At 65.6% G+C, this 25,457-nt stretch carries 26 protein-coding genes; 12 read left to right on the top strand and 14 right to left on the bottom strand.

The genetic code is table 11. The features are described 5' to 3' along the window. Positions 1–43 precede the first annotated feature (43 nt). The 6 genes from QPK31_RS09295 to QPK31_RS09270 all read right to left on the bottom strand — a co-directional run bounded on the left by QPK31_RS09295 (position 44) and on the right by QPK31_RS09270 (position 4,545). Positions 44–745 carry an MBL fold metallo-hydrolase gene (locus QPK31_RS09295; RefSeq protein ID WP_290422650.1) on the bottom strand — a complete coding sequence of 234 codons (702 nt, stop codon included), beginning with the start codon at positions 743–745 and terminating at the stop codon, positions 44–46. A 47-nt stretch (positions 746–792) separates the two neighbouring features. Further along, positions 793–1,227, bottom strand: coding sequence for a DUF6691 family protein (locus QPK31_RS09290; RefSeq protein ID WP_290422649.1), 435 nt, complete (start codon positions 1,225–1,227; stop codon positions 793–795). Between the two features lie 9 nt (positions 1,228–1,236). After that, positions 1,237–1,668: a YeeE/YedE family protein gene (locus QPK31_RS09285; protein WP_290422648.1), complete on the bottom strand. Its 432-nt coding sequence runs from the start codon at positions 1,666–1,668 to the stop codon at positions 1,237–1,239. Positions 1,669–1,792: 124 nt separating this feature from the next. Beyond that, positions 1,793–2,602, bottom strand: coding sequence for a TlpA disulfide reductase family protein (locus QPK31_RS09280; RefSeq protein ID WP_290422647.1), 810 nt, complete (start codon positions 2,600–2,602; stop codon positions 1,793–1,795). A gap of 68 nt (positions 2,603–2,670) precedes the next feature. Further along, positions 2,671–3,570, bottom strand: a complete 900-nt coding sequence (locus tag QPK31_RS09275) for an alpha/beta hydrolase (protein ID WP_290422646.1) — start codon at positions 3,568–3,570, stop codon at positions 2,671–2,673. Between the two features lie 81 nt (positions 3,571–3,651). Then, positions 3,652–4,545 carry a LysR family transcriptional regulator ArgP gene (locus tag QPK31_RS09270; protein WP_290422645.1) on the bottom strand — a complete coding sequence of 298 codons (894 nt, stop codon included), beginning with the start codon at positions 4,543–4,545 and terminating at the stop codon, positions 3,652–3,654. A 95-nt stretch (positions 4,546–4,640) separates the two neighbouring features. Here QPK31_RS09270 and QPK31_RS09265 point away from each other — a divergent pair, with 95 nt between their 5' ends. Beyond that, complete coding sequence (locus tag QPK31_RS09265; protein ID WP_290422644.1) at positions 4,641–5,294, top strand: LysE/ArgO family amino acid transporter; 654 nt, start codon at positions 4,641–4,643, stop codon at positions 5,292–5,294. 284 nt (positions 5,295–5,578) lie between these two features. Here the strand turns inward: QPK31_RS09265 and QPK31_RS09260 are convergent, their stop codons facing one another. Next, a complete protein-coding gene (locus QPK31_RS09260; protein WP_290422643.1) occupies positions 5,579–7,357 on the bottom strand; it encodes a glycoside hydrolase family 16 protein in 1,779 nt (592 codons plus the stop codon). 237 nt (positions 7,358–7,594) lie between these two features. Then, positions 7,595–8,041, bottom strand: coding sequence for a hypothetical protein (locus QPK31_RS09255; RefSeq protein ID WP_290422642.1), 447 nt, complete (start codon positions 8,039–8,041; stop codon positions 7,595–7,597). 175 nt (positions 8,042–8,216) lie between these two features. Between QPK31_RS09255 and QPK31_RS09250 the strand changes: the two genes are divergently transcribed. Beyond that, positions 8,217–8,789: a hypothetical protein gene (locus QPK31_RS09250; RefSeq protein ID WP_290422641.1), complete on the top strand. Its 573-nt coding sequence runs from the start codon at positions 8,217–8,219 to the stop codon at positions 8,787–8,789. Positions 8,790–8,810: 21 nt separating this feature from the next. Here QPK31_RS09250 and QPK31_RS09245 read toward each other — a convergent pair whose 3' ends face one another. After that, complete coding sequence (locus QPK31_RS09245) at positions 8,811–10,157, bottom strand: hemolysin family protein (protein WP_290422640.1); 1,347 nt, start codon at positions 10,155–10,157, stop codon at positions 8,811–8,813. 284 nt (positions 10,158–10,441) lie between these two features. Between QPK31_RS09245 and QPK31_RS09240 the strand changes: the two genes are divergently transcribed. After that, on the top strand, positions 10,442–11,113 hold the full coding sequence (locus tag QPK31_RS09240) for a hypothetical protein (RefSeq protein WP_290422639.1): 672 nt from the start codon (positions 10,442–10,444) through the stop codon (positions 11,111–11,113). A 16-nt stretch (positions 11,114–11,129) separates the two neighbouring features. On the opposite strand, the gene QPK31_RS09235 is transcribed toward QPK31_RS09240, so the two are convergent. Further along, complete coding sequence (locus QPK31_RS09235) at positions 11,130–11,543, bottom strand: secondary thiamine-phosphate synthase enzyme YjbQ (protein ID WP_290422638.1); 414 nt, start codon at positions 11,541–11,543, stop codon at positions 11,130–11,132. 11 nt (positions 11,544–11,554) lie between these two features. Then, on the bottom strand, positions 11,555–12,877 hold the full coding sequence (gene hmgA, locus QPK31_RS09230; RefSeq protein ID WP_290422637.1) for a homogentisate 1,2-dioxygenase: 1,323 nt from the start codon (positions 12,875–12,877) through the stop codon (positions 11,555–11,557). Between the two features lie 120 nt (positions 12,878–12,997). On the opposite strand from hmgA, the gene QPK31_RS09225 reads away from it, so the two are divergent. Both QPK31_RS09225 and hppD read left to right on the top strand, forming a co-directional pair. Further along, positions 12,998–13,903 (top strand): LysR family transcriptional regulator, encoded by a 906-nt coding sequence (locus tag QPK31_RS09225; protein WP_290422636.1) that lies wholly within the window; start codon positions 12,998–13,000, stop codon positions 13,901–13,903. Positions 13,904–14,143: 240 nt separating this feature from the next. Then, positions 14,144–15,229, top strand: a complete 1,086-nt coding sequence (hppD, locus tag QPK31_RS09220; RefSeq protein WP_290422635.1) for a 4-hydroxyphenylpyruvate dioxygenase — start codon at positions 14,144–14,146, stop codon at positions 15,227–15,229. Positions 15,230–15,535: 306 nt separating this feature from the next. On the opposite strand, the gene QPK31_RS09215 is transcribed toward hppD, so the two are convergent. Continuing rightward, the gene (locus QPK31_RS09215) at positions 15,536–16,165 is read right to left on the bottom strand and encodes a hemerythrin domain-containing protein (protein WP_290422634.1); all 630 of its coding nucleotides are present in this window, start codon (positions 16,163–16,165) and stop codon (positions 15,536–15,538) included. A 393-nt stretch (positions 16,166–16,558) separates the two neighbouring features. On the opposite strand from QPK31_RS09215, the gene QPK31_RS09210 reads away from it, so the two are divergent. From QPK31_RS09210 to QPK31_RS09200, 3 genes are all read left to right on the top strand, one after another. Next, positions 16,559–17,467, top strand: a complete 909-nt coding sequence (locus tag QPK31_RS09210) for a manganese catalase family protein (RefSeq protein WP_290422633.1) — start codon at positions 16,559–16,561, stop codon at positions 17,465–17,467. A 138-nt stretch (positions 17,468–17,605) separates the two neighbouring features. Further along, a complete protein-coding gene (locus tag QPK31_RS09205; RefSeq protein ID WP_290422632.1) occupies positions 17,606–18,517 on the top strand; it encodes a ZIP family metal transporter in 912 nt (303 codons plus the stop codon). Between the two features lie 135 nt (positions 18,518–18,652). Continuing rightward, positions 18,653–18,859, top strand: a complete 207-nt coding sequence (locus tag QPK31_RS09200) for a hypothetical protein (RefSeq protein WP_290422631.1) — start codon at positions 18,653–18,655, stop codon at positions 18,857–18,859. A gap of 255 nt (positions 18,860–19,114) precedes the next feature. Here QPK31_RS09200 and QPK31_RS09195 read toward each other — a convergent pair whose 3' ends face one another. Continuing rightward, positions 19,115–19,756 carry a dienelactone hydrolase family protein gene (locus QPK31_RS09195; protein WP_290422630.1) on the bottom strand — a complete coding sequence of 214 codons (642 nt, stop codon included), beginning with the start codon at positions 19,754–19,756 and terminating at the stop codon, positions 19,115–19,117. A 124-nt stretch (positions 19,757–19,880) separates the two neighbouring features. Further along, positions 19,881–21,233 carry an MFS transporter gene (locus QPK31_RS09190; protein ID WP_290422629.1) on the bottom strand — a complete coding sequence of 451 codons (1,353 nt, stop codon included), beginning with the start codon at positions 21,231–21,233 and terminating at the stop codon, positions 19,881–19,883. Between the two features lie 141 nt (positions 21,234–21,374). Between QPK31_RS09190 and cyoA the strand changes: the two genes are divergently transcribed. The 4 genes from cyoA to cyoD are packed head-to-tail and all read left to right on the top strand — an operon-like array spanning position 21,375 to position 25,450. Further along, on the top strand, positions 21,375–22,400 hold the full coding sequence (cyoA, locus tag QPK31_RS09185) for a ubiquinol oxidase subunit II (protein WP_290422628.1): 1,026 nt from the start codon (positions 21,375–21,377) through the stop codon (positions 22,398–22,400). Positions 22,401–22,402: 2 nt separating this feature from the next. Continuing rightward, entirely contained in the window at positions 22,403–24,406 is a 2,004-nt protein-coding gene (gene cyoB / locus QPK31_RS09180) for a cytochrome o ubiquinol oxidase subunit I (RefSeq protein ID WP_290422627.1), read from the top strand. Next, a complete protein-coding gene (cyoC, locus tag QPK31_RS09175) occupies positions 24,399–25,037 on the top strand; it encodes a cytochrome o ubiquinol oxidase subunit III (protein WP_290422626.1) in 639 nt (212 codons plus the stop codon). The genes cyoB and cyoC overlap by 8 nt, the downstream gene beginning before the upstream one ends. After that, a complete protein-coding gene (gene cyoD / locus QPK31_RS09170; protein ID WP_290422625.1) occupies positions 25,034–25,450 on the top strand; it encodes a cytochrome o ubiquinol oxidase subunit IV in 417 nt (138 codons plus the stop codon). Before cyoC ends, cyoD begins: the two co-directional genes overlap by 4 nt. The last annotated feature ends 7 nt before the right edge of the window (positions 25,451–25,457 follow it).

Genomic DNA, 25,457 nt, shown 5'->3' with positions numbered 1-25,457 from the left:
CGATGCCGGCGTGCAATCTTACCAACGGGCGGCTCTGGATGGCCTAGGCCGCGTGGCCGAGGCCGAGCTGGCGGTTGGCGGGCACGGCGATGTCGATCAGTTTCGGGCGCGGCAGGTCCAGGCCGTCCATCAGGGCGATGAAGTCGGCGCGCGAACGCCCGGCCAGGCGGGCATTGTGCTCGCGCTCCCAGCCGATGGTCGAGACGCTCTGGCCCTTGTAGTCGTGGGCCGGCCAGACGCGGGTGGCGCCGGGCAGGGTGAACAGCTTGCCGTGGATGCTGTCGTACAGGGCGGCGGCGCTGCCGCCCTGGAAGTCGGTGCGGCCGCAGCCGTCGATCAGGAGGGTGTCGCCGCTGAACAGGTTGTCGCGCCACAGGAAGCTGACGCTGCCGGCGGTGTGGCCGGGCGTGTGCAGCACCCGGATCGCCTCGGCGGCGCCGAAGCGGACCGTGTCGCCGTCGTCCAGCTGCAGCTCGGCCGGCGCGATGCCGCAGCCGCTGGGCACGGCGGCGCGCGCGCCGGTGCGTTCGCGCAGGCGGCCGGCCGAGGTGACGTGGTCGGCGTGGGCGTGCGTCTCCAGCACGTACGCCAGCTTCAGCCCGAGGCGCGCCAGGTGGGCCAGGTCGCGTTCGCAATGGCGGTCGACCGGATCGATGATCACGGCGTCGTTGCCGTCCTGGGCGGCCAGGATATAGGTAAAGGTCGACGACTCGGCGTCGAACAGCTGGATCGGATTGATGTGCATGGTGGCCTCCGGTTCGGGAGCCGCATTCTACGCCACGCGCGTCATGCTCAGGCGACTTCCGGATGGCGCCGGCGCAGCCGCTCGGCCAGCTCGAACAGGCCCATGCCGGCCACCATGGCCAGCACGAACGGCAGCGGCTTGGACGACCCGGCGCCGAGCGAGGCGATGGCCGGGCCGGGACAAAAGCCCGCCAGGCCCCAGCCGATGCCGAAGGCCACGCTGCCCAGCACCAGGCGGCGGTCGATGTCGGTAGCCGACGGCAGGCGGAGCGCCGCGCCCAGCAGCGTGCGGCCGCGCCGCCTGGCGCTGCGGAAGGCGAGGGCGGCCACGGCGATCGCGCCGCCCATCGTGCACAGCAGCGACGGGTCCCAGGCGCCGCCGAGGTCGAGGAAGGCCAGCACCTTGGCGGGGTTCGTCAGGCCGGAGACCAGCAGGCCGAGGCCGAACACGAGGCCGGCGCCGAAAGCGATGACTAGTTGCATGGCCCCTCCTCAGGCGAAGGCATGGCGTACGAGCCAGACCGTCACGAAGCCGGCGGCGACGAAGGAGGCGGTGGCTACGAGGGAACGCGGCGACAGGCGCGCGACGCCGCACACGCCATGGCCGCTGGTGCAGCCGGCGCCGTAGCGGGTGCCGATACCGACCAGCAGGCCGGCCAGGACCAGGGTGGCACCGTCGGCGTCGATGCGGGCTGCGGGTGGGTCGGCCAGCAGCGACCAGAGCGGCTGCGCGAGGACGATCCCGCCCAGGAACAACAGGCGCCAGGCGGTGTCGCCGCGGCCGGGGCGCAGCAGGCCGCCGAGGATGCCGCTGATGCCGGCGATGCGTCCGCTGAGCAACATCAGCAGGGCGGCGCCCAGGCCGATCAGCATGCCGCCGGCCAGCGAGGTCCAGGGAGTGAAGTGAAGCCAGTCGATCGTCATGGTGGCTCTCCGACGTCAATACGAGCATACCGCAATTCGACCGGGCGACGCCGCACGCCGCTTCTTTCGGACCGGGAGTTACGCTTGAGCTCGTGTCCGGATGTCAGACCTGACCCCCGCTGTGTTAGCGTAGCGCTGCCATCTGCTCCTGCAGCTGGGCCGGCGAGAGTTCGCCCATGTGGCGCGCCACCAGCTTGCCGTCCCTGTCGTAGAACAGCGTGGTCGGGTAGCCCTGGACACCGGTGGCGCGCGCCAGTGCCAGCGCCGGGTCGACCAGCATGTTGCCCAGCTTCAGTCCGGCGTCGTCGAGATAACGGCCAATGGTGGCGGCGTCCTCGGTGCCGTTCACGAACACGAAGGCGACGCCGGGGTCGGCCGCCTGGGCTCGGCCGAGGGCGGGCATCTCGCGGCGGCAGGGCGGGCACCAGGTGGCCCACAAATTCACCACCATCGGCTTGCCGGACAGGGAGCGCAGGGCGACGTCGCTGCCGTCGAGGCGCTTGAGCGCGATGTCGGGCAGCGGCGGCGCGGCCGGTCCTGTCGCGTAGGCCGCGAACGTGGCGCCGGCCCAGACGGCGACGCCCAGCAGCGCCGCGCTCATCAGCGGCCGGCGCAGCGCGCCATGGCGGCGCACGTGTTCGAAGCCGATGGCAAATGCCACCAGCAGGCCGGCAAAGGCGACGAAGCCGCCGTCGCGGATGTCGAGCATGGACAGGGGATCGTCACGGTAGCTGGCGAAGTGCTTCAGCACGAAGGCGGCGCGCGCCGCCAGGAAGCCCCACAGCAGCATGTGCCACAGGGCGGGATCGGTATCGATCCCGCGCCGGCGCCGCCACCACAGCGCGGCCAGGTTGGCGGCGAGCACCGCCGCAAGGGCCGCCAGCACGCGGACCGGCATGGCCACAGGGCCGATGTTGATGGCATCCAAAGGCATCTCTCCCGATTGATCGTGCGCGAATGTTAGCGCAGCAATATTAACGGTTGATTAAGCCTGCGCTGGCCTCAGCCGACAAAAAACTCCATCCCGCGCGCCATGGCCGGGAACATCGCCGTCCCGTGGTTTTCCTTGGCCAGCAGGTGGTATTCCACGCGCGCCAGGCTGCCCGAAGCCGTCAACTTGGTGGCCAGGTCCTCGGCCTCGCCGACCATGCGCCGTCCGGCGGCGATGGCGGCGCGGTCCTTGGGCGCGGCGCCCCTGGCCCTGAATGCTTCGAGTTCGCCTGCCGACAGCATCAGCGCCGGTTTCGCGGGCAGGGCCGCCACGCGTTTCGCAAAGCCCTCGAGCTCGGCCAGGATCAAACGCTCGCCATACCAGATCGACGGGCTCGCCGCCAGGTAGGCCTGGAACATACCCGGGCGCGTGAACAGCGCGTGCAGCGTGCACAGGCCGCCGTAGGAATGGCCGAACAGGGCCTGGCGTGCGGGGTCGAGCGGGGCCAGTGTCGCCACCAGGGGTTTCAGTTCGCGCTCGATGAAATCGAGGAAGCGGTCGGCGCCGCCTTCGCCGGCGGGCGTGTCCTTGCCGCCCGGCGGCGTGTAGTCGCGCGCGCGGCCGCCGCCGAAATCCTGGCCGCTCGGGTAGCCGATGCCGACGATGACCGGCGCCGTGCGGCCGGTGGTGGCGCTGCGGCTGGCCGTGCTGCGCGCCATCAGGGCCAGGGCCGGGAAGGTGGCGTTGCCGTCGAGGGCATACAGGACCGGGTGGCCGCCCGCCGGCGCCGGGGTGGACGGGATGTTGACGTAGATGCGGTAGCGCTGGCCGGTGCTGGCCGAGTCGATGTCGCGCTGCTGGCCCTGCGGCAGGGTGGCGGGCTGCCAGCCTTCGGCGGCGCGCGCCAGCGGCAGGCTGAACATGCCGCTGGCGGCGAGGGCGGAGGCGCCGAGCAGGCGGCGGCGGGACATCTGCGGTGTGTGGTCGAGGCGAGGCATGGGTGCGATCCAGATGAGAATGCTTATCATTCTACATTCTCGGAAGGCAGGTGTTCAAGGTAGCGGAAGCAAGACCGCGCGCGCCGCCTTGACCAGCGCCGCACCCATGCGCTCGATCCGCGGCGGCTGGATGCGCCAGGCATGCCAATGCAGCGGCACGTCGACGTGCAGCGCCGGCGTCAGGTCGACCAGCTCCCCGCTGTGCAGCAGCGCGGCGCACTGTTCCTGCGGCAGCATGCCGTAGCCGAGGCCGAGCCGGATCGCCTGCACGTAGGGGTCGCTGGCCGGCACGTAATGGAAGGGATAGGCGCCGTCCGGCAAGCCGAAGTGCTGGAGCAGGAAGGCGGTTTGCAGGTTGTCCTTGCGGTCGAACACCATCACCGGGGCGTGGCGGGCGGCATCGCGGTTGATGCCCTCGGGGAACCAGCGATGCGCGAACGCCGGCGAGGCCACCATCCGGTAGCGCATCATCCCGAGCGGCGTGACGGTGCAGCCGCGCATCGGCTGGTCTTCGCCCGACACGCAGGCCAGCGCCTGGCCTCCCTCGAGCAGGGCAAAGGTGTGGCCCTGATTGTCGAGTACGAATTCCACCAGCAAGCCTTCCTCGACCAGCACCGGCGCCAGCACCGGCAGCAGCCAGGTGGCCAGGGTGTCGTTGTTGACGGCCAGGGCCACGCGCACCGGGCCGGCATCGTTGTCGAGCTCGGCCAGGAATTCCGCTTCCATCAGGGCTTGCCGCCGCAGGAACTGCAGCAGGCGGGTGCCGGGCGCGGTGGGGCGGCAGGGACGGGCGCGCACCAGCAGCGGCGTGCCCATGTCCTGCTCCAGCGCGGTAATACGTTGCGAGACGGCCGAGGGCGTAATGCGCAGTTGCAGCGCGGCCGCTTCCAGGCTGCCGGTATCGACGGCGGCGATGAACGCGGCGCTGCGGCGCGGATCGATCTTCATACATTAGCCTCGCTAATCCATCCTTAGAAAGCATGAATATAATTGATGAGAAGACGGCGCGCCCGCATGCTGTGGGCTTTATCGGGGAGCGCGCAATGTTTTCGCAACAGGTATTCATGCAGGGGCTGGGATTGGGCGCGAGCTTGATCATGCCGATCGGCGCCCAGAACGCGCACGTGATCCGCACCGGCATCCGCGGGCGTCACGTGGTGCTGACGGTGGCGGCCTGCGTGATCGTCGACATCAGCCTGATCGCGCTCGGAACGTCGGGCTTCGGCGCCCTGGTCGCATCCTCGCCCGGCCTGCTGGCCGCCTGCCGCTGGGGCGGCGCGGCTTTCCTGCTGTGGTACGGCCTGCGCTGCCTGGCAAGCAGCTGGCGCGGCGGCGCTGCACCGGGATTGGCGCACGGCCCGCAAGGCCCGCAAGACCTGCAAGACCCGCAAGGCGGGCCGGCGAAGGGCGGCGCCCACAAGGCCCTGGCCGCCGTGCTGGCGATGTCGCTGCTGAATCCCCACGTGTATCTAGACACCGTCGTGCTGCTCGGCGCGGTCGGCAGCAGCCTGGCGCTGGAGCACCGCCATTCGTTCACGGCCGGGGCGATGGCGGCGTCGCTGTTGTGGTTTTCGCTGCTGGGACTGCTGGCGCGGCGCTGCGCGGGCGTGCTCGGGCGGCCGGCGGTGTGGCGCGGGGTCGAAGCGTTGACGGGCGTGACCATGCTGGTGCTGGCGGGGCTGGTGCTGCGCGCTTGAGGGCGCAGCTGAGGACCGGCGCTGAGGACGGTTACCGGGGAGGTCAGCCGACGGCAGGGCGGGGAGCCCGTCGGGGGTCCCGCTGAAAAGCTGTCTCGTTATGCATGCGCGTTTTGTCTTTTTTCGTTCGTTTCTGTCGCGCCGCCGGCCGAGCCAAAAAAAGACAAAACCGGACACGATGCACAGGCCGAACGAGACAGCTTGGCAGAGGGGCCTGGAATGCGTCCCCCAGGCGCCGGGCCGGCCCTTGCAGGCAGCCCGGTGGTTTCCCGTTTTCTACTGCCTTACTTCATCGTATAGCTTTGCTGCGCACTATCCACGGCAAAATTGCGCGCCGTGTCCCAGTAGGTGAAGCTGTAGCGCACTACGTCGCCGATCTTCAGGCCGCCCGCCACATAGGTGTTGGTGCTGCCGTCGAGCCGCATGCGGATGTTCTGCTGCAGGCCGTTGTTGACCGTGTAGTGGACGTCGGCCCAGCTGCCGGTGGTGGTCGTGAACTGCAGTGTGGTGGCCGACAGCTGGCTGACCGAGGTCGGGCCGCTGCTCGGCGGCGGGTTGGTGCTGCCACCGCTCGAACCGGCATCCCAGACGATGTCGTCGATCGCGAACTGGAAGGCCGACGCCGGCAGGCGGTTGGCGTCGCTCGAGATCATGAACACGTCCAGCATCGACTGCAGCGCCACGCTCGGCCCGATCAGGGTCGAGACCGGGATGCTGCCCTGGGCCCAGTCGCCATTCCTCACCAGCCCGTACGTCGTGGTGTTCGCCGGGAAATTCACCCAGTTCTGGTTGGTGTAGGTATCGCCGACGCCGATGTTGAACGACACGTTGGCCGGGATCTTGATGCGGAATTTCACCGTGCCGTTGCGGAAGTTCGACAAATCGCGCGCCTGGCGCGCCTGCACGCCGCCGCCGAACCATTGCCCCGGCGCCGTGTAGTTCCAGGCAATCACGTTGCTGCCCTCGTAGGGCGCGGTGTTGCCGGCGCCGCTGGAAGCGCCGTTCCACAGGAAGATGTCGGAGCTGGTGCCGGCAACGAGCTTGCTGTTCACGGCCGTGTTGTCGGTGAAGACGCCGAACTTGCCGACTTCCGGCAGCGTCTGGTTACCGAGTTTCACGCTGCCCTTGCCGTCGAGCTGGTAGACGCGGACATAGTCGACGTACATCGTCGCCGGCAGGCTTGACGTCACCTGTGCCGGCGACGCGGCGTCGGTGAAGTTGCCGCCCACCGCCATGTTCAGCAGCAGGTAGAAGGGCGCCTGCAGCGCGGTCGAATTCACCGGCAATGGTGCGTCGTACATGTTGCGCTCGACGCCGTTGTCGACCACCGTGAAGCGCATTTCGTTATCAAGCCAGTACATGCGGTACAGCACAAAACGGTTGGCCAGCGAGGTCGGGGGCACCACCCAGTTCTTGGTCTGCCAGGCGGTCGATGCGGCGCAGCTCTCGTTGCCCGGCACGCAGGCGGCCTGCTGCCAGGTGATCACGTTCGAGGCGGTGAAGCGGTCGGGCGAGGGCGCGCCGGACGCCGCGCGGCTGGATGCCTTGTGGCCCATCTCCATGATGTCGATCTCCCCGTTGCGCGGCCAGGTCTGCGGGCTGACGCCGAGCATCCAGGCCGCCGGCCACAAGCCCGTGCCCAGCGGCGGCGTGCTCATGCGGATCTCGATCATGCCGTACTGGACCTGCACCTTGCCCTTAGTGTCGAGCCGGGCCGACGTAAAACTGTTGCCGCCGACGGTCTGGCGCTGGGCGCGGATGGCCAGGGCCCGGGTGCCGGATTCGAAGGGGACGGTGGAGATCGAGGCGTTGTTCGGGCTGTAGTACTGCAACTCGGCGTTGCCGTAGCCGCAGAGATTGATCTGACAGCCATTGCCATCCTGCGCGGTCCAGGTGGCGCTGTCCACGCTGTTGCCGTTGAATTCCTCGGACCACAGCAGCTGGCCGATGGCCGGATTCGTGACGCTGGCCGATGCCTGGGCGCCGCAAGCCAGCAGCAGCCCCGCCGCGATTGCCTGGAAAGGTTTCCATTTCCGCTGGTGTTGTTGGTTATCGTTATGCACGCTATCTCCTCGTGTTACTCCAAGAAAAGTGGAGCGGCCAGGACGGCCACACCACGGCTTGCCAACTCGGGGGTTGGTCTTGATCGAAGCTTGGGGATACGTTGACTGGAAACCTTTCCAATCGTTGAGGAAAAATATAGGCCGATTTGCGCGCAGCGTCAAACCGCCGCGTTGCAGGCGTGCGCGCTTACCCGCCCGGCATGGGCGGAGCGAAGCGCGGGAGGAGGGCGGGTCGAATCAGCGCAGGGAACGCGAGAGCACGGCGTGGCGGTGCTCGAAGAAGCGCTTCACGAACCAGCCGACGACCGGCGGCGCGAAGCGCGGCGTGAATTCCACGTTGTCGGTGACGATGGCGCCATCGCCCGAGGGCGTAACGATGCGTTCATGGCGCCACAGGCGCATCGACAGCAGCGGCGACTGCTCGACGAAGCGCCTTCCCGGTTCGATTTCCACGAAGGTCAGCTTCGACATGTCGATGGGGAAGAGGCCGAGCAGCAGGAACTGGCAGCGGCCGAGCGGCTTGTCGAGGGTGGTGTCCTTGCCGATGTGGGTCAGGCCCTTGGGGAAGGTCATCTTCAGCACCGGCCACATTTCCTGCTTGATGCCCTTGATCGAGGTGGACCACGACCAGGCCTCGGCGGCCGAGGCGGGAACGGTGGTGGCAAGCGTGAAACGGCGTGTCATGGCAAGACTCCAGTGCAGATTGATGCGGCCAGTGTGCGCGCAAGGCCGCCGGCCTTCCGTTCGCTATCTCGCAAACTGCGCAAGCCCGCGGCCGCGCCAACCCAGCCGCGCTTCGCCTATTCCCATGGCGGGCTAGACTGTCGTCTTGTTTCTCCTACTTTCAGTACATACCGTCATGAATATCGTCTGCATTGCCTGGGGTTCGCTGCTGTGGAAGCCGCAGCCCCTGAAACTCGCCTCCGGCTGGCACCCGGGCGGACCGAAGCTGCCACTGGAATACACGCGCCAGAGCGACGACAGCCCGGAACTGGCCCTGGTGCTGTGCGAAGGCGCGCGCCCCATGCCGACCTACTGGGCCTATCTCGACACCGACGATCTCGATGCGGCGCGCGCCATGCTGGGCGCGCGCGAAAAGATCGCAGAGGACCGGCCGGACTACATCGGCAGTATCCCGCCCGTCGACGGCGCCCGCGTCGATGCACGCATCCAGGACTGGCTGAAGGAAAAGGGGATCGCCGCCGCCGTCTGGACCGCGCTGCCGCCGAAGTTCGAGGGCGTGAGCGGACGCGTGCCGAGCGCCGACGAGGTGGTCGCCTGGCTGGACAGCCGCAGCGGCGACCAGCGCGCCGCCGCCGAAGACTACATCCGCCGCACCCCGGCCCATATCGACACCCGCTACCGGCGCGTGATCGCCGCCAGGCTGGGCTGGCGTTCGCTGCGCGATGCCCACGTGACCCGGACGGGTTGATGCGACAGCGGCGGGCCGTGCTCAGGGCGTGCCGGCGGCCTCCTCGTCGTCCTCGCTCGGCGCCGGCGGGCGCGGCGTGTGCGTCACCAGCACGCGGTCGATGCGGTTGCCGTCCATGTCCAGCACCTCGATCCTGAATTCTTCCCACTCCACGCACTCGGCCGCGCGCGGAATATAGCCCAGCTGGTAGAGCAGGAAGCCGGCCAGGGTGTGGTAGGCCGCCACTTCCTCGCCCGGGAAGCGAACGTGCGGCCCGAACAGGTCGCGGAAACGGTCCAGCGCCACGCCGCCGTCGACCAGCCAGCTGCCGTCCTCGCGCTGCACGGCGTCGGCATCGTGGTGTTCGCCGATCACGGTGACGTCGCCCACCAGCGCGCTCATCACGTCGGTGAGGGTGACCATGCCCTGGATGTCGCCGTACTCGTCGACGATCAGGGCCAGCTCGGCGCCGCGCTTCTTGAACAGCTCTAACAGGGCCATGGCGCTGACGGTTTCCGGCACATACAGGATGTCCTGCACCGCGGCGTCGATGTCGACCGCATCGAGCGAACCGGCGCGCACCGCCTGGGCAAACAGGTCGCGCGTGTGGATGAAGCCGACCACCCGGGTGCGGTCGCCGCGGCAGACCGGGAAACGGCTGTAGTTGTTGTCGGCGATCCGGGCCAGCACCGTATTCCGGTCGCCCTCGAGGTCGACAAAGGCGACGTCGACGCGCGGCGTCATCAGCGCCTTCAGGTGGCGGTCGTCCAGGCGCAGCGCGCGCGAGACGATGTCGTACTCGGTCTTCTCGAACACCCCGGCGTCGGTGCTTTCCTTGATCATGCCGGTAATGTCTTCTTCGGTTGGCGCCTCGGCCTTGTGGCTGCCGATGCCGAGCAGGCGCGCGATCGCCTCGGTGCTCAGGGCCAGGATCTTCACGAAAGGCGACATCAGCGTGGAGAGCAGGCGCAGCGGCGGGGCGATCAGGGTGGCCATCGCTTCCGGGTACTGCATGGCGATGCGCTTCGGTACCAGTTCGCCCAGGATGATCGAGGCGAAGGTAATGCAGGCCACCACGATGCCGAGCGAAAGCTGGTAGGAATAGGGCGCCAGCGCCGGCATCGATTCCAGCCAGGGCTTCAGGCGCGCCACCAGCGAGGCCTCGCCGAAGGCCCCGTTGAAGATGCCGATCACGGTGATCCCGACCTGGACGGTGGACAAGAAGTGGCTGGGGTTATCGGCCAGCTTCAATGCCGTGCGCGCGCCGCGGCTGCCCTCGGCGGCCTGTCTTTCCAGGCGCGTGCGCTTGGCCGAGACCAGGGCCAGTTCGGACATCGCGAAGACCCCATTCAGCAGGATCAGGAACAGGATGATGAGGATGTCGGTCATGTGGCGTGCTTGCTCGATGGGTGCGGTGGAGTTGTTGTCATCATCGCACGGGCGGCAGGGCCCGCCGCACACCGCTGGCGCGGCGTCGGCCGGCCAGCCTGCGCGCGCCACGAGGGATCACGCCAGGCTGTTGTTTATTGATGATCAACACCGCCCACGATAAGATGCTTCACGCCGCAGCCGGCACAGGGCGGGCTCGGCGCTACTCTCCGAGTCCCGCGTTTATGCACATGACAATCAACCCTGTCTCTATCCGTACACTGACTTGCACACTCGTCTTCTTCATGCTCTTGCCGCTACGCCAGGCGGTGGCTGCTTGGGAACCCGTCACCGAGACGACCTCCACCCCGCTGCACGAGGGCCTGCCCTTGCAGGCGCAATTCCGCTACCACCTGATCGACTTCAGTCCGGCCAGGCGCAGGCGCGATATCCGCTTCAAGGCCGGCATGTTCAACACTTATTCGCTCGACGACATGAACGCCGTCGCCATGCGGCTGATGACGAAGTTCGACGGCCTGGATGCGGCGCGCCTGCCCAGCAGCAAGCCTGGCAATCCCGTGTATTTCGCGAACAACCGCTTCTTCCTCGTGTCGGTGAAACCGGCGGTCCTTCTCATCGTGCCGCACGTGTTCATCCCGGAAGGCGCGCAGTTTGCCGACCAGAGGATCAACCGCCTGAATCCGCAGGGTCTCTACAACAGGCTGCTTGAAAAGGAACGCCAGGAAACCGGGCTGCACACCTTTCTCGCCAGCCTGCGCGAACCCTTCTGGTTCAATTATGTCGAGCTGAGCGCGGTCGTGCCCAGCGTTGAGGGGACGCGGGTCATCGGCGACTGGTGCGATGGGCCGGTCGCGCTGGAGGCGGCGCAGGAAGACCCGCGCTGGCCGTTCCGGGTCGCGCCGTCGGCACGCTTCGAGGGCTATCTGGAATTCACGGGGCGCACGCCTGCGCAGTAGCAGGCCGCCAGCGCCCTTATCCGAGCACCGTCACCACCACCTTGCGCCGGTGCGGCGCGGTGCGGTGCTCCCACAGATAGATGCCCTGCCAGGTGCCGAGCAGCAGGCGGCCGCCGCCCACCGGGACCGTCAACCCAGTGTCGGTCAGCACGTTGCGCCCGTGCGCCGCCATGTCGTCCGGGCCTTCGTCGTCGTGGCGCCAGGCCGGGTCGCCGTCCGGCGCCAGGCGTTCCATCAGCGTTTCCAGGTCGCGCCGCACGTCGGGATCGGCGTTTTCGGTGATGGTCAGCGAGCAGCTGGTGTGCTGGACAAACACCTGGACCAGGCCGCATTCCACGCCGGACTGCGCCAGCACGTGCGCGACGTCCCGGGTGATGTCGCGCGTGCCGCGCCCTGGGGTATCGAAGCTGAGGATCGCCTGGTGCGCCATGTGTTACGTCCTCATGGCGTGGCGCGGAAGTGCTTGCGGATACCGGCCCAGCATTCGTGGTAGCTGCCCTGCAGCTGGGGCGAGGCCAGGGCCTGGGCGGTCGGGCACAGGACATTGCGCGTCTCGAACATGAAGGCCATGGTGTTCGCGACCTTGGCCGGCTGGCTGGTATCGGCGCTGCTCGCCTTCTCGAAGGTGGCGGCGTCCGGCCCGTGCCCACTCATGCAGTTGTGCAGGCTGGCGCCGCCCGGCACGAAACCCTCGGCCTTGGCGTCGTAGGCGCCGTGCACCAGGCCCATGAATTCGCTGGCCACGTTGCGGTGGAACCAGGGCGGACGGAAGGTGTCTTCGCCGGCCAGCCAGCGCGGCGGGAAGATCACGAAGTCGAGGGTATCGACGCCCGGCGTGTCCGAGGGCGACTGCAGCACCAGGAAGATCGACGGGTCCGGGTGGTCGTAGCTGATCGAGCCGATGGTGTTGAAGTGGCGCAGGTCATATTTATAGGGCGCGTAGTTGCCGTGCCAGGCCACCACGTCCAGCGGCGAATGCTTGAGCTGCGCGCGCCACAAATTGCCGCAGAACTTGGCTACCAGTTCGAAGTCGCCTTCGCGGTCTTCATAGCGGGCCACGGGCGTGAGGAAATCGCGCGGATTGGCCAGGCCGTTCGAGCCGATCGGCCCCAGGTCGGGCAGGCGCAGCAAGGCGCCGAAGTTTTCGCACACATAGCCGCGCGCTTCGCCGTCGAGCAGGCGCACCTGGAAGCGAATGCCGCGCGGGATCACGGCGATTTCCTGCGGCTCCAGGTCGATGGTGCCGAGTTCGGTGGCCAGCTCCAGGCGGCCCTGCTGGGGCACGATCAGGAATTCGCCGTCGGCGCTGTAGAAGAAGCGCTCCGTCATCGAGCGATTCGCGGCGTACAGGTAGATCGCGCAGCCGTTCATGCTCTCCGGCGAGCCGTTGCCGGCCATCGTGACCAGGCCGTCGACGAAGTCGGTGGGCGCATCCGGCATCGGCAGCGGGCTCCAGCGCAGCTGGTTCGGCGGTGGCGCGACGCCGGTGAATCCCGCCACGATGCGGCCATTGCCCATTTCCTCGAACGGGCCGTGCATGGCGGCCGGACGGATACGGTACAGCCAGGAGCGGCGGTTGTGGCCGCGCGGCGCGGTAAACGCGGTGCCGGAAATCTGCTCGGCGTACAGGCCGTAGGCTACCTGTTGCGGCGAATTACGGTGGCGCGGCAGGGCGCCGGGCAGGGCCTCGGTGGCGAATTCGTTGCCGAAACCGGACTGGTAGCCCGTGTCGGTGCCGATGTGCTGGCTCATGTGCTGACTCATGCGCGTCTCCTCGCAAAATGCGTCGATTCTAGATTAGTACGCACTCTAAGCCAGCCGTTGGTATTTTACGACATGAATAGATGAATGTAGACTATTCATCTCATCAATAGTGGAGTATCCATGATCGAGCCCCACAGCATCGATTTGAACCTGTTGGCCGTGTTTCAGGAAGTCTACCGTGAGCGCCAGATTTCCGGCGCGGCCAAGCGCCTCGGACTGACCCAGTCGGCGGTCAGCAATGCCCTGGCGCGCCTGCGCCGCCTGTTCGGCGACGAGCTGTTCGTGCGCACCGGGCAGGGAATGCAGCCGACGCCGTTTGCCGAAGGGCTGGCCGAACCGATCGGCAGCGCCCTGGCCCAGGTGGCGCTGGCCCTGAACCGGCGCAGCGGCTTCGATCCGGCCACCAGCGGCCGCCGCTTCACCCTGGCCATGACCGATGTGGGCGAACTGCACTTCATGCCGGCGCTGATCGAACGCTGCCGGGTAGCCGCCCCGCAGCTGCAGCTGAGCACCGTGCGCGCCGGCAGCATCGCGCTGAAGGAAGAGATGGAAAGCGGGCGCGTCGACCTGGCCATCGGGCCGTTCGGGGACATTTCCGAGGCGCTCTACCAGCGCCTGCTGTTTCGCCAGCCCTATGTCTCGATGATGCGGCGCGGCCACCCTCTGCTCGATGGCAAGGTCGACCTGCCGCGCTTTGCCGCCGCCGAACATCTGTTCGTCGACTCCGCCGAAAGCCCCTACGACCGGGTGAACGGCTTGCTGGAAAAGGCCGGCATCGGCGCGTCGACCCGCTTCCGCGTGCCCCATTTCACGGCGGTGCCGTATATCGTCGCCGGCCACGACCTGGTGGTGACGGTGCCGCAAAAGCTGGCCGAGCGCGCCGGACCGCCCTTCGGCCTGGCCTGGATCACGCCGCCTTTGACGCTGCCGACGCTGCAGACCAACATGTTCTGGCACCGCCGCTACCACCAGGACCCGGGCAATGCCTGGCTGCGCAGCCTGGTCGCCCAGGCCTTTGCGGAGTAGGGCGCCTGGCGTGCCATCGTGCCGATTCGACATCAAAAACTGCACATCGGCGCCGCCGCTCTGGCGTATGATTCGGGTCACGTCGACACCATCCCGGCGCGCCACGGCGTACCGGCGGCACTGTCGTGCATTCGTCCGGCCGGGCATCGCTCCCGGCCGCATGGTTCCTTGCGGCGCCCGCATCCACGAGAGGGGGCGCCGTCTGGAGGAGATAACAATTGCAAGAAGAAGGAACACAACATGGCTGACCTGTTTGAGAATCCGATGGGCCTGATGGGCTTCGAATTCGTCGAGTTCGCATCCCCGACCCCGGGCACGCTGGAACCGATCTTCGAGGCGCTGGGCTTCACCAAGGTGGCGAAGCACCGCTCGAAGGACGTGGCGCTGTACCGCCAGGGCGAAATCAATTTCATCATCAACAACGAGCCGAAGAGCCACGCCGCCTATTTCGCGGCCGAGCACGGTCCGTCGGCCTGCGGCATGGCCTTCCGTGTCAAGGATTCGCACGCCGCCTACCAGCGCGCGCTGGAACTGGGCGCCCACCCGATCGAGATCCCGACCGGCCCGATGGAGTTGCGCCTGCCTGCGATCAAGGGCATCGGCGGCGCGCCGCTGTACCTGATCGACCGCTTCGAGGACGGCAAGTCGATCTATGACATCGACTTCGAGTTCATCGAAGGCGTCGAACGCCGTCCGTTCGGCCACGGCCTGAAGATCATCGACCACCTGACCCACAACGTCTACCGTGGCCGCATGGCGTTCTGGGCCGCGTTCTACGAGCGCCTGTTCAACTTCCGCGAAATCCGCTACTTCGACATCAAGGGCGAGTACACCGGCCTGACCTCGAAGGCGATGACCGCGCCGGACGGCAAGATCCGCATCCCGCTGAACGAAGAAGGCAAGGCCGGTGGCGGCCAGATCGAGGAATTCCTGCTGCAGTTCAACGGTGAGGGCATCCAGCACATCGCCCTGCTGTGCGACGACCTGATCACCACCGTCGACGGCCTGCGCGCCGCCGGCGTGCCGCTCATGACCGCACCGCCGGAAACCTATTACGAGATGCTCGACGGCCGCATTCCCGGCCATGGCGAGAACGCGGGCGAACTGCAGAAGCGCGGTTTGCTGCTGGATGGCGCCGTGACCGACGGCAAGCCGCGCCTGCTGCTGCAGATCTTCGGCGAAGCGCAGTTGGGGCCGGTGTTCTTCGAGTTCATCCAGCGCAAGGGCGACGAGGGCTTTGGGGAGGGTAACTTCAAGGCGCTGTTCGAGTCGATCGAGCGTGACCAGATCAAGCGTGGGGCGATCAAGCAGGCGGAAGTGGCGTAATTCGTTTTTCGATATCGGAAACGTTCGAGTGGTGGGTACGAGTACCCACCCTACATGCCTTCATTGACGTTTCGGTTTCGGAAACGTGGTTGTGGTGGGTACGAGTACCCACCCTACACGCCTTCATTGACGTTTCGATTTTGGAAACGTGGTTGTGGTGGGTACGAGTACCCACCCTACACGCCTTCATTGACGTTTCGATTTTGGAAACGTGGTTGTGGTGGATACGAGTCTGTAGGGTGGGTACTCGTACCCACCACGACGGAACCACCGACTGTCGAATTGCCTCCGACGATCACCAGGCGATTACTGCCCCGGCGTCGAATTCGCATGCGCCCAGGTCCGGTTCGTCCCCGGCATCGACGGCTTCTTCACCAGCGTACGCAGCGCAATCAGCGCACTCGCCGCACCCACGACCATCGCCGCGGTGCTGCCCGAGAATCCCACCGCGTGGCTCTTGGCCAGCTTGCCCGCCTTCGGCGCCACCAGCTCCATGCGGCGCTTGGTCATCTGCGCGCCCAGTTCCGACAATCGTTGCTTGCTCATCAGGGTTTCGGCCTGGGGCAGCAGGGTGGTTTCCTCGTCGGCCACATGGTGAATCACGTCGCGCATCAGCTCCAGGATCAGCTTGTCGTGGCGCGGATCGGAACCGCTGGTACGGCGCAGCTCGCTGATGATGCGGCGCATCTCGTTGTGCTCGGGCTCGGCCTTGTGCACGAAGGGCTCGCCCTTGTCGAGCTGGCGCATCACCGGATAAAACACTTCCTCTTCCAGCGTCGCGTGGATTTCCAGCGCGGTGCAGATGGTCTCGGCCAGCGCTTTCTTGACGCTCGGCGCCTTGTCCTTGGTGTATTGGTGGAAGGTGACCATCACGTGGGAGTGATCGAAACGGATCATGTCGGTAATGGTCGGGCTGAGTTGTTTCAAAGAAAACATGTGTGTCTCCTAGTTAGTGATTGACTAATATCCTAGCTCGTCAAAATAGCGAGTAACGTAGGACGACGCCGTATGTCAACGTCGGCAAAAGGCGCGACGCCAGTAGGGTTATCACTGGCAGCTTGACGGGCGCCGACTGTCGTTTCTTGCCGTCATCTTTCACGAACGTCGCCTAACTTCTAGAACGATGAGTTACGGAAAGGTTTCAATGAGCCTTAACGGTTTGTCACCCTAGTCCTACACGGATACGGCGGCACTTCTGATTACTTGACTCCGCATCGCTGCCAAGATGAATCCACGTTCGACTGACGGTGCAGTACCGTGCAGCCGTGATTGGATGGCGTCGCACGCTGTCGCGTGGACGCTTAGTTTTCATCTATCAAAGGAGTCGGAATGTTTGCACATAACAAGCGCCTGCAATATACGGTCCGCGTCAGCGGCCCGAATCCTGGTCTGGCAAACCTCATGCTGGAACAGTTCGGCGGCCCACAGGGCGAGCTCGCTGCGGCCATGCGCTACTTCACCCAGGCCGTATCGGAAGACGATCCAGGCCGCAAGGACATGCTGTTCGACATCGCTACCGAGGAACTCAGCCACCTCGAGATCATCGGCCACATCATCGCGATGCTGAACAAGGGCGCCAAGGGCCGTCTGGCCGAGGCCGTCGATACCGAAGCCGAGATGTACAAGCAGATCACCGGCGCCGGCAACGACAGCCACATCACCCAGGTGCTGTACGGCGCCGGGACGCCGCTGATCAACTCGGCAGGCGTGCCATGGACCGCCGCCTACATCGACTCCATCACCGAACCGACCGCCGACCTGCGCTCGAACATCGCAGCCGAGGCACGTGCCAAGATCGTCTATGAGCGCCTGATCGCCTGTACCGACGACCCGGGCGTGAAGGAAGCCCTGGGCTTCCTGATGACGCGCGAGGTCGCGCACCAGAAGTCCTTCGAGAAAGCCCTGTACTCGATGGAATCGAACTTCCCACCGGGCAAAATGCCGGCCGATCCGCGCTTCGCCAGCGTGTACTTCAACATGTCCCAAGGTCCGGGCGAAATGCGCGGCCCATGGAACCAGGGGGAGAAGTGGGACTTCGTCACCGACCGCGAAAAGCAGATGGGTGTCGATGGCGGCTCCGGCGAAGCCGAAGTCAAGCTGCCGGCGGCCGACGTCGAAGTGCTGAAGCAGATGCAGGCGCGCACGCTGTCCGATCCGACCAAGGATCCGCAGACCGGCGCCGAACTCGGCCTCGACCCGTCCACGCCGAAGGGCGCGTCCGCCATCAGCAAGCCGTAAGCTTGTCTGGCAACCAACGGTGCCGGAGTTTTCCGCGCCGTTGGCGTAGAATCGACGCAAGGGTAGCAGATGACTGCGCCGACCGGCAGCAAGCCGGTAGGCGCAGGCGCACATCCCGCGTCGCAGAAAGGATTCCTGATGGACCCAGATTCACAGAAGCTGCGCTGGACCGACGCGCTGGTACGCGCCTTCACCGTACGCCGTGCCGTTGGCCTGCTGATTTGTTCGGTGGGTTGCCTGCTCCTGCTTGGCAGCCTGGCCGAGCAGATCATGAATGCCAATCCGAAGATGCATGCCGCTCTGCTGGGCGGCGGGACGGCCGCCGCCGCCACCGCACTCGGCACCTTGCCGGTGCTGCTCTCCCAGAATTTCTCGAAACGCACCTATGACAGCTTCCTCGGCTTCGGCGCTGGGGTGATGCTGGGCGCCACCGCCTTCTCCCTCGTGATCCCCGCGCTCGCCGCCGCCCGCTCGGCCGGCGCCGGCGCCTGGGAAGCCAGCCTGCTGGCCGGCGCCGGCATCATGTTTGGCGCCGGCGCCATCCTGCTGCTCGGCCGCGCCATCGAACCGGCCCACGTGCTGGAACGCGATGACGTGCGCGGCAACTCGCTGCGCCGCGCCTGGATGTTCGTCGCCGCCGTCGCTTTGCACAACATGCCCGAAGGCCTGGCCATCGGCGTCGCCTACGCCGGCATCGACCTCGAAAAAGCCAATTCGCTGACCACCGGCGTCTCGATCCAGGACGTGCCGGAAGGCCTGGTCGTGGCGCTGGCGCTGCGCACCGTCGGCTACGGCCGCCTGACCTCGGTCGGCCTGGGCGTGCTGTCCGGGGTGATCGAGCCGATCGCCGCCGCGCTCGGCGTGGCCCTGATCGGCATCTCGGCGGGCTTGTTGCCGTTTGCCCTGGCGGCGGCGGGTGGCGCGATGCTGTTCGTGATCGTCAATGACGTTATTCCCGAGATGCGCGAAAGCGGGAACGGGACCACGGCGACGATTGCGCTCATTTTCGGTTTCATATTGATGACGGTGCTGGATACGGCGCTGGCCTAGCGCCCGTGGATGCCGGTCCTGGGCGGCATCCGGCGATGCCGCTACGTGACAATTGACGAGATTTCGAGCCCCCGCCCCTGACTACAATAGCGGGGCGAATCGGCACGCATCGATGCCGAAAACGAGGTCCTCGACATGGGTTCGAACACATTCAGCATCTGGCACTGGCTTATTCTTTTCGCGTTCGTCGCGTTCGCGCTGTTTCCTTTCTGGCGCATTCTTAACAAGGCTGGCTATTCGGGCGCTTGGTCGATCCTGACGCTGATTCCGGGCGTGAACCTGATCGTGCTCTGGGTGTTCGCGCTCGTCGAATCGCCGGTCGAACGGAAATCGCGGTCCTGAGCCACGGATGGGCGGCTGGGTATGGTGGTCCCGGCCGCGATAGGCACTCTGTGCCCACGCCGAAGGTCGCGTCATGTTGGCTCCGTCTCCAATGCCGACCTGGGCCGCTCGAAACGTTTCGAATGATCATTCGCACGCGCTAACGACTGGCAGCTTTACAGGTTCTGCGAGCGCGATCGCGAGGCGTGTTTTCGCGTGGGCACGGGGTGCCCACCCTACGTTGAGGCCGCCTCAAAGGTTTCCGCCGGCGTCAGATCAGGCGGGCGCGAAATGCCGGACGAACCAGGCACGGGCCAGGTCTGCCGCCTGCTGCAAGGTCCCGGGCTGCTCGAACAAATGCCCGGCGCCGGGTATGATCGCCAGTTCCTTTTCGCAGCGCAGCGTGTCCAGCGCCTGCCGGTTCATCCCGATCACCAGCCCATCCTCGCCGCCGACGATCAGCAGCGTCGGCGCGTCCACCTGCGCGAGCGCCGCTCCGGCCAGGTCGGGCCGGCCACCGCGCGACACCACCGCCGCCACGCCGCTGCCGCTGTCCGCGGCGAGGCGCAGGGCCGCCGCCGCGCCCGTGCTCGCTCCGAACAGGCCCAGCGCGAGCGGCGCCGTCAAGGGTTCGGTGCCGAGCCAGGATGCGGCAGCGTGCAGCCGCCGGCACAGCAAGGCGATATCGAAGCGGTTCTGGTAGACGCTATCTTCCTGCACGGTGAGCAGGTCGAGGAGGAGGGTGGCGATGCCGGCCGCGTGCAGCTCGGCCGCGACGAAGCTGTTGCGCGGGCTGAGGCGCCCGCTGCCGCTGCCATGCGCGAACAGCACCACCCCGATGGGTGACGCGGGCAGGGCAAGTATGCCTTCCAGCTGGGCCGCCCCCGCTGGAACGGTCACGGGCATCGTGCGGGTCATCGTGCAGGCCTTGCGCAAATACGCCTTTGACCACGACAGGCAAAAAAAATTCCGGCAAGCCGCAGCCCGCCGGAACAGTTTGGCCGGGTGCGCACACCAGGCCGAAAAGGTCACGCCAGTTCGCTTACTCGCGGTCGGTCTTGATCTCGAGCTTGCGGTTCAGCGACAGCGCCGCCAGCGAACCGACCGCACCCGACAGCAGGTAGAGGCTCACATAGCCCAGGCCGAAGTGCGCCGACAGGCCCAGGGCGACCAGCGGTGCGAACGCGGCGCCGACCAGCCAGGCGAGGTCCGAGGTGAGGGCGGCGCCGGTGTAGCGGAAGCGCGACTGGAAGTTCGAGGTCACGGCGCCGGCGGCCTGGCCGTACGACAGGCCGAGCAGGGCGAAGCCGATCAGGATGAAGGCGTTCTGGCCGCCTTCGCCGCCGTCGATCAGCATCGGGACAAAGGCCGAGAAGATCGCGATCAGCGCCGCCAAGGTGCCGAGCGTGGTGCGGCGGCCGACTTTATCGGCGACCAGGCCGGAGATCAGGATGCACACGCCGGCAATGGCCGCGCCCCACATCTGCAGGTACAGGAAACCGCTGATCGGACGAGTGTCGTACAGCTGGATCCAGGACAGCGGGAACACGGTCACCAGGTGGAACAGCGCATAGCTGGCCAGGGCGGCAAGGGCGCCGATGACGATGTTCGTGCCTTGCTTGCTGACCAGCTCGCCGACCGGGGCCGGATCGAGTTCGTGGGAGTCCAGCAGGTGCGAGTACTCGGTGGTCGAGACCAGGCGCAGGCGGGCGAACAGGGCGACCACGTTGATGGCAAAGGCGACGAAGAACGGGAAGCGCCAGCCCCAGACCAGGAAGTCGTCGGTCTGCAGGTTATCCAGCAGGTAGGCGAACAGGCCGGCGGCGATCAGGAAGCCGAGCGGCGCGGCCAGCTGGCCGAGCATGGCGTACCAGCCGCGCTTGTGTTCCGGCGCGTTCAGCGCGAGCAGCGAGGGCAGGCCGTCCCAGGAGCCGCCCTGGGCCACGCCCTGGGCGATGCGCATCAGGGCCAGCAGGACGATGGAGGTGGTGCCGAGCTGGGCGTAGGTTGGCAGGAAAGAAATGGTCACGGTTGCCGTCCCGAGCAGGAACAGGGCAATCGTGAGCTTTATTTCCCTACTGAAGCGCTGCTGGATGGCCATGAAGATCACGGTCCCGAGGGGGCGCGCGATGAATGCGAACGCAAAAATCGTAAACGAGTAGAGTGTGCCTTCGAGCCGATCTGCCCACGGGAAGAAAACTGCTGGAAAGACCAGCACCGAGGCGATGGCATACACGAAGAAGTCGAAATATTCGGAGGCGCGGCCAATGACCACACCAACAGCTATTTCACCCGGGGAGATGTGGGCATCCCGGGCATTGATGTTACGGGCGCCGCTATGTGGCGCCGTGACGGGAGCAGCGCCTGCGCCGCCATACGTATTCGAGCTTTGCATAGATGGGTCTCCAGGTAAGTCAGTGGCCTTCAGGAATCCCCCTGGCCTGGGCAAGGGTGGGACAAAACGTCCAATGTGCAACGAATGCCGATGGCATTACAGTAGCATGTTCTCATTCCCATGTAACGTTAGATACCTAGCATGATTCCTAAAATAGTCCGTCCCGGACTTTCACTCCTCCTGCTTGCGGTGCTGTCCGGCTGCAATACGGTGGTGATGAATCCAGCCGGCGACATTGCAAAGCAGCAGGCAGACCTGATCACCGTATCGGTCCTGCTCATGTTGATCATCATCATTCCGGTGTTGATCCTGACCGTGGTTTTCGCCTGGAAGTACCGCAAAGGCGCCAACGCACGCTACGAGCCCGATTGGGACCACTCGACCAAGCTCGAACTGGTGATCTGGGGCGCGCCCCTGCTGATCATCATCGCGCTGGGCCTGATCACCTGGATCAGCACCCACAAGCTCGACCCGTATCGTCCGCTGGACCGCATCGACGCCAACCGCCCGGTCACGGCCGAACACAAGGTGCTCGAAGTGCAGGTCGTGTCGCTGGACTGGAAATGGCTGTTCATCTATCCGGAGCAGGGCATCGCCACCGTTAACGAACTGGTCACGCCGATCGACACCCCGATCCGCTTCAAGATGACCTCGTCGACCGTGATGAACACCTTCTACATCCCGACCCTGGCCGGCATGATCTACACGATGCCCGGCATGGAGACCACCCTGAACGCGGTGATCAACAAGGCCGGCGACTACAAGGGTCTCTCGGCCAACTTCAGCGGCGACGGTTTCTCGCACATGCACTTCGCTTACCGCGGCGTGTCGGCGACCGACTTCGACGCCTGGGTCGCCAAGGCCAAGACCAGCGGCAACACCCTCGGCCGCGCCGAGTACCTGACCCTGGAAAAGCCGTCGGAGAAAGAGCCGGTCCGTCACTACGGCAACGTGCAGCCAGCCCTGTTCAACGCCATCCTGAACCGCTGCGTCGCCGAAGGCGCGGTCTGCGCGAACCACCAGATGGCTTCCGACATGACCCGCCTGCGCAACGACGTCGCCCTGAAGAACCTGCCGGCCGAAGCACGCCGCCAGGTCGCCGCGAATGCGGCGCTGGGTGCGACGACGGAAGTCTGCGAAACCCCTACCAATTCTGTGAAGAAGTAACCATGCAAGACTCTTTTGACTTGACGAAGCTTATCTTCGGACGGCTCAGCTGGGATGCGATTCCCTTCCATGAGCCGATCCTGATCGCTACCTTCGCAGGCGTGCTCGTCGGTGGTGCGGCCCTGATCGGCCTGATCACCTACTTCCGCCTGTGGGGCACCCTGTGGCGCGACTGGTTCACCAGCATCGACCACAAGAAAATCGGCATCATGTACATGGTGCTCGGTATTGTCATGCTGCTGCGCGGCTTCGCTGACGCACTGATGATGCGCGCCCAGCAGGCGCTCTCGTTCGGCGAGAACGCCGGCTTCCTGCCGCCGCACCACTACGACCAGGTCTTCACCGCCCACGGCGTGATCATGATCTTCTTCGTGGCAATGCCGCTGATTACCGGCCTGATGAACTACGTGGTGCCGCTGCAGATCGGCGCGCGCGACGTGGCCTTCCCGTTCCTGAACAACTTCTCGTTCTGGATGACGGCCATGGGCGCGGTGCTGGTGATGGCTTCGCTGTTCGTCGGCGAATTCGCGCGTACCGGCTGGCTGGCCTATCCGCCGCTGTCGGGCATCCTGGCCAGTCCGGGTGTCGGGGTCGACTACTATATCTGGGCGCTGCAGGTGGCCGGGGTAGGTACCTTGCTGTCCGGTGTTAACCTGATCGTCACCATCGTCAAGATGCGCGCGCCAGGCATGGACATGATGAAGATGCCAGTCTTCACCTGGACCTCGCTGTGCACCAACATCCTGATCGTGGTGACCTTCCCGATCCTGACCGCCACGCTGGCCATGCTGGGCATGGACCGCCTGTTCGACACCGCCTTCTTCACGAACGACCGCGGCGGCAACGCCATGCTGTACGTGAACCTGATCTGGATCTGGGGCCACCCTGAGGTCTACATCCTGATCCTGCCGGCCTTTGGTATCTTCTCGGAAGTCGTTTCGACCTTCTCGGGCAAGCGCCTGTTCGGCTACACCTCGATGGTGTATGCGACCTGCGTCATCATGGTCCTGTCCTACCTGGTCTGGCTGCACCACTTCTTCACCATGGGTAGCGGCGCGAGCGTCAATTCGTTCTTCGGTATCACCACGATGATCATCTCGATCCCGACGGGCGCGAAGATCTTCAACTGGCTGTTCACGATGTACCGCGGCCGTATCCGTTTCGAACTGCCGATGATGTGGACGATTTCGTTCATGCTGACCTTCACCATCGGCGGCATGACCGGCGTGATGCTGGCGATCCCGGCGGCCGACTTCGTGCTGCACAACTCGCTGTTCCTGATCGCCCACTTCCACAACGTCATCATCGGCGGCGTGGTGTTCGGTCTGTTTGCAGGTATCAACTACTGGTTCCCGAAAGCCTTCGGCTACAAGCTGAACGAGTTCTGGGGCAAGGTGTCGTTCTGGCTCTGGTCGATCGGCTTCTGGGTTGCGTTCACGCCACCGTACATCCTGGGCTTCATGGGCGTGACCCGCCGCATGAGCCACTTCGAAGATCCTGAACTGCAATGGCTGTTCCAGATCTCCTTCGTGGGCACCCTGATGATCGCCGGCGGTATCGGCGCGCTGCTGATGCAGTTCTTCATGACCTGGAAAAACCGCAAGCAACTGCGTGACGTCACCGGCGACCCATGGGATGGCCGTACCCTGGAATGGTCGACCTCGTCGCCACCGCCAGACTACAACTTCGCCTTCACCCCGGTGGTGTACGACAACGACACCTTCGCCGACATGAAGAAAGCCGGCTGGAAGCGTCCGCTGAAGGACTACGTCGCGATCCACATGCCGAAGAACACCTGGGCTGGCTTCGTGATCTCGGCCATCGCCATGGTGATCGGTTTCGCCATCATCTGGCACATGTGGCTGCTGACCGGCCTCGCGTTCATCGCGATGATGGTGGCGATCGTCGTCCACACCTTCAACTACAAGCGCGACTACTACATCTCGGCCGAAGAAGTGACCCGTACCGAGAACGAGCGTACCAAACTGCTGGAAGCCCATGTCTAACACTAACGTAACGATGACCGGCGCCGACGGCGGCGCCGCTGCCGTGCGCGAATACCACGTGCGCGAGCATCACCCGGAACAGGGCACGCTGCTCGGTTTCTGGATCTACCTGATGAGCGACTGCCTGCTGTTCGCATCGCTCTTCGCGGCCTATGCAGTGCTGGGCCGTAACTTCGCCGGCGGCCCGTCGGGCGCCGAGCTGTTCGACCTGCCGCTGGTGGCGATCAATACCGGCTTCCTGCTGGTGTCGTCGATCACCTTCGGCTTCGCGATGATCGCGGCGCAGGCCAAGAAGCTGGGCTCGGCCCAGCTCTGGCTCGGCATCACCGGCGTCCTGGGCGCCTGCTTCCTGGCGCTGGAACTGTACGAGTTCTACCACCTGATCCACGAAGGCGCCGGCCCGTCGCGCAGCGGCTTCCTGACCGCGTTCTTCTCGCTGGTCGGTACCCACGGCCTGCACGTGCTGTTCGGTATCGTGTGGCTGGTCGTTCTGATGTTCCAGCTGGCCAAGCATGGCCTGAGCGTAGAAAACATGCGCCGCCTGTCGTGCCTGTCGCTGTTCTGGCACTTCCTGGACGTCGTCTGGATCTTCGTCTTCACCTTTGTCTACCTGATGGGAGTGCTGCCATGAGCAACCAACACCACGACCATGGCCACGACGCGCTGCACGGCCACACCCACGGCGACCACCCTGGCGTGCACTACAGCCTGAAGGACTACACCACCGGCTTCGTGCTGGCCGTGATCCTGACCGTGATCCCGTTCTGGCTGGTGATGGGCAACGTGCTCGATCCGTCGACCACCAAGTTCGTCATCCTCGGCTTCGCCGGCGTCCAGCTCATCGTGCACATGATTTACTTCCTGCACATGAACTCGAAGTCGGAAGGCGGCTGGAACATGATGGCGCTGATCCTGACCATTGTCCTGCTGGTCATCGTGCTCTCGGGCTCGATCTGGGTCATGCACCACATGAACGCCAACATGATGCCCGGCATGGGCGACGCCGCGGCCGTGACCGGCCACGGTCCTCACGACATGCAGTGATGTCGAG

Source organism: Massilia sp. YIM B02769 (assembly GCF_030411995.1).
GTDB lineage: Bacteria > Pseudomonadota > Gammaproteobacteria > Burkholderiales > Burkholderiaceae_D > Telluria.
This window is presented reverse-complemented; position numbering and strand designations above follow the sequence as displayed.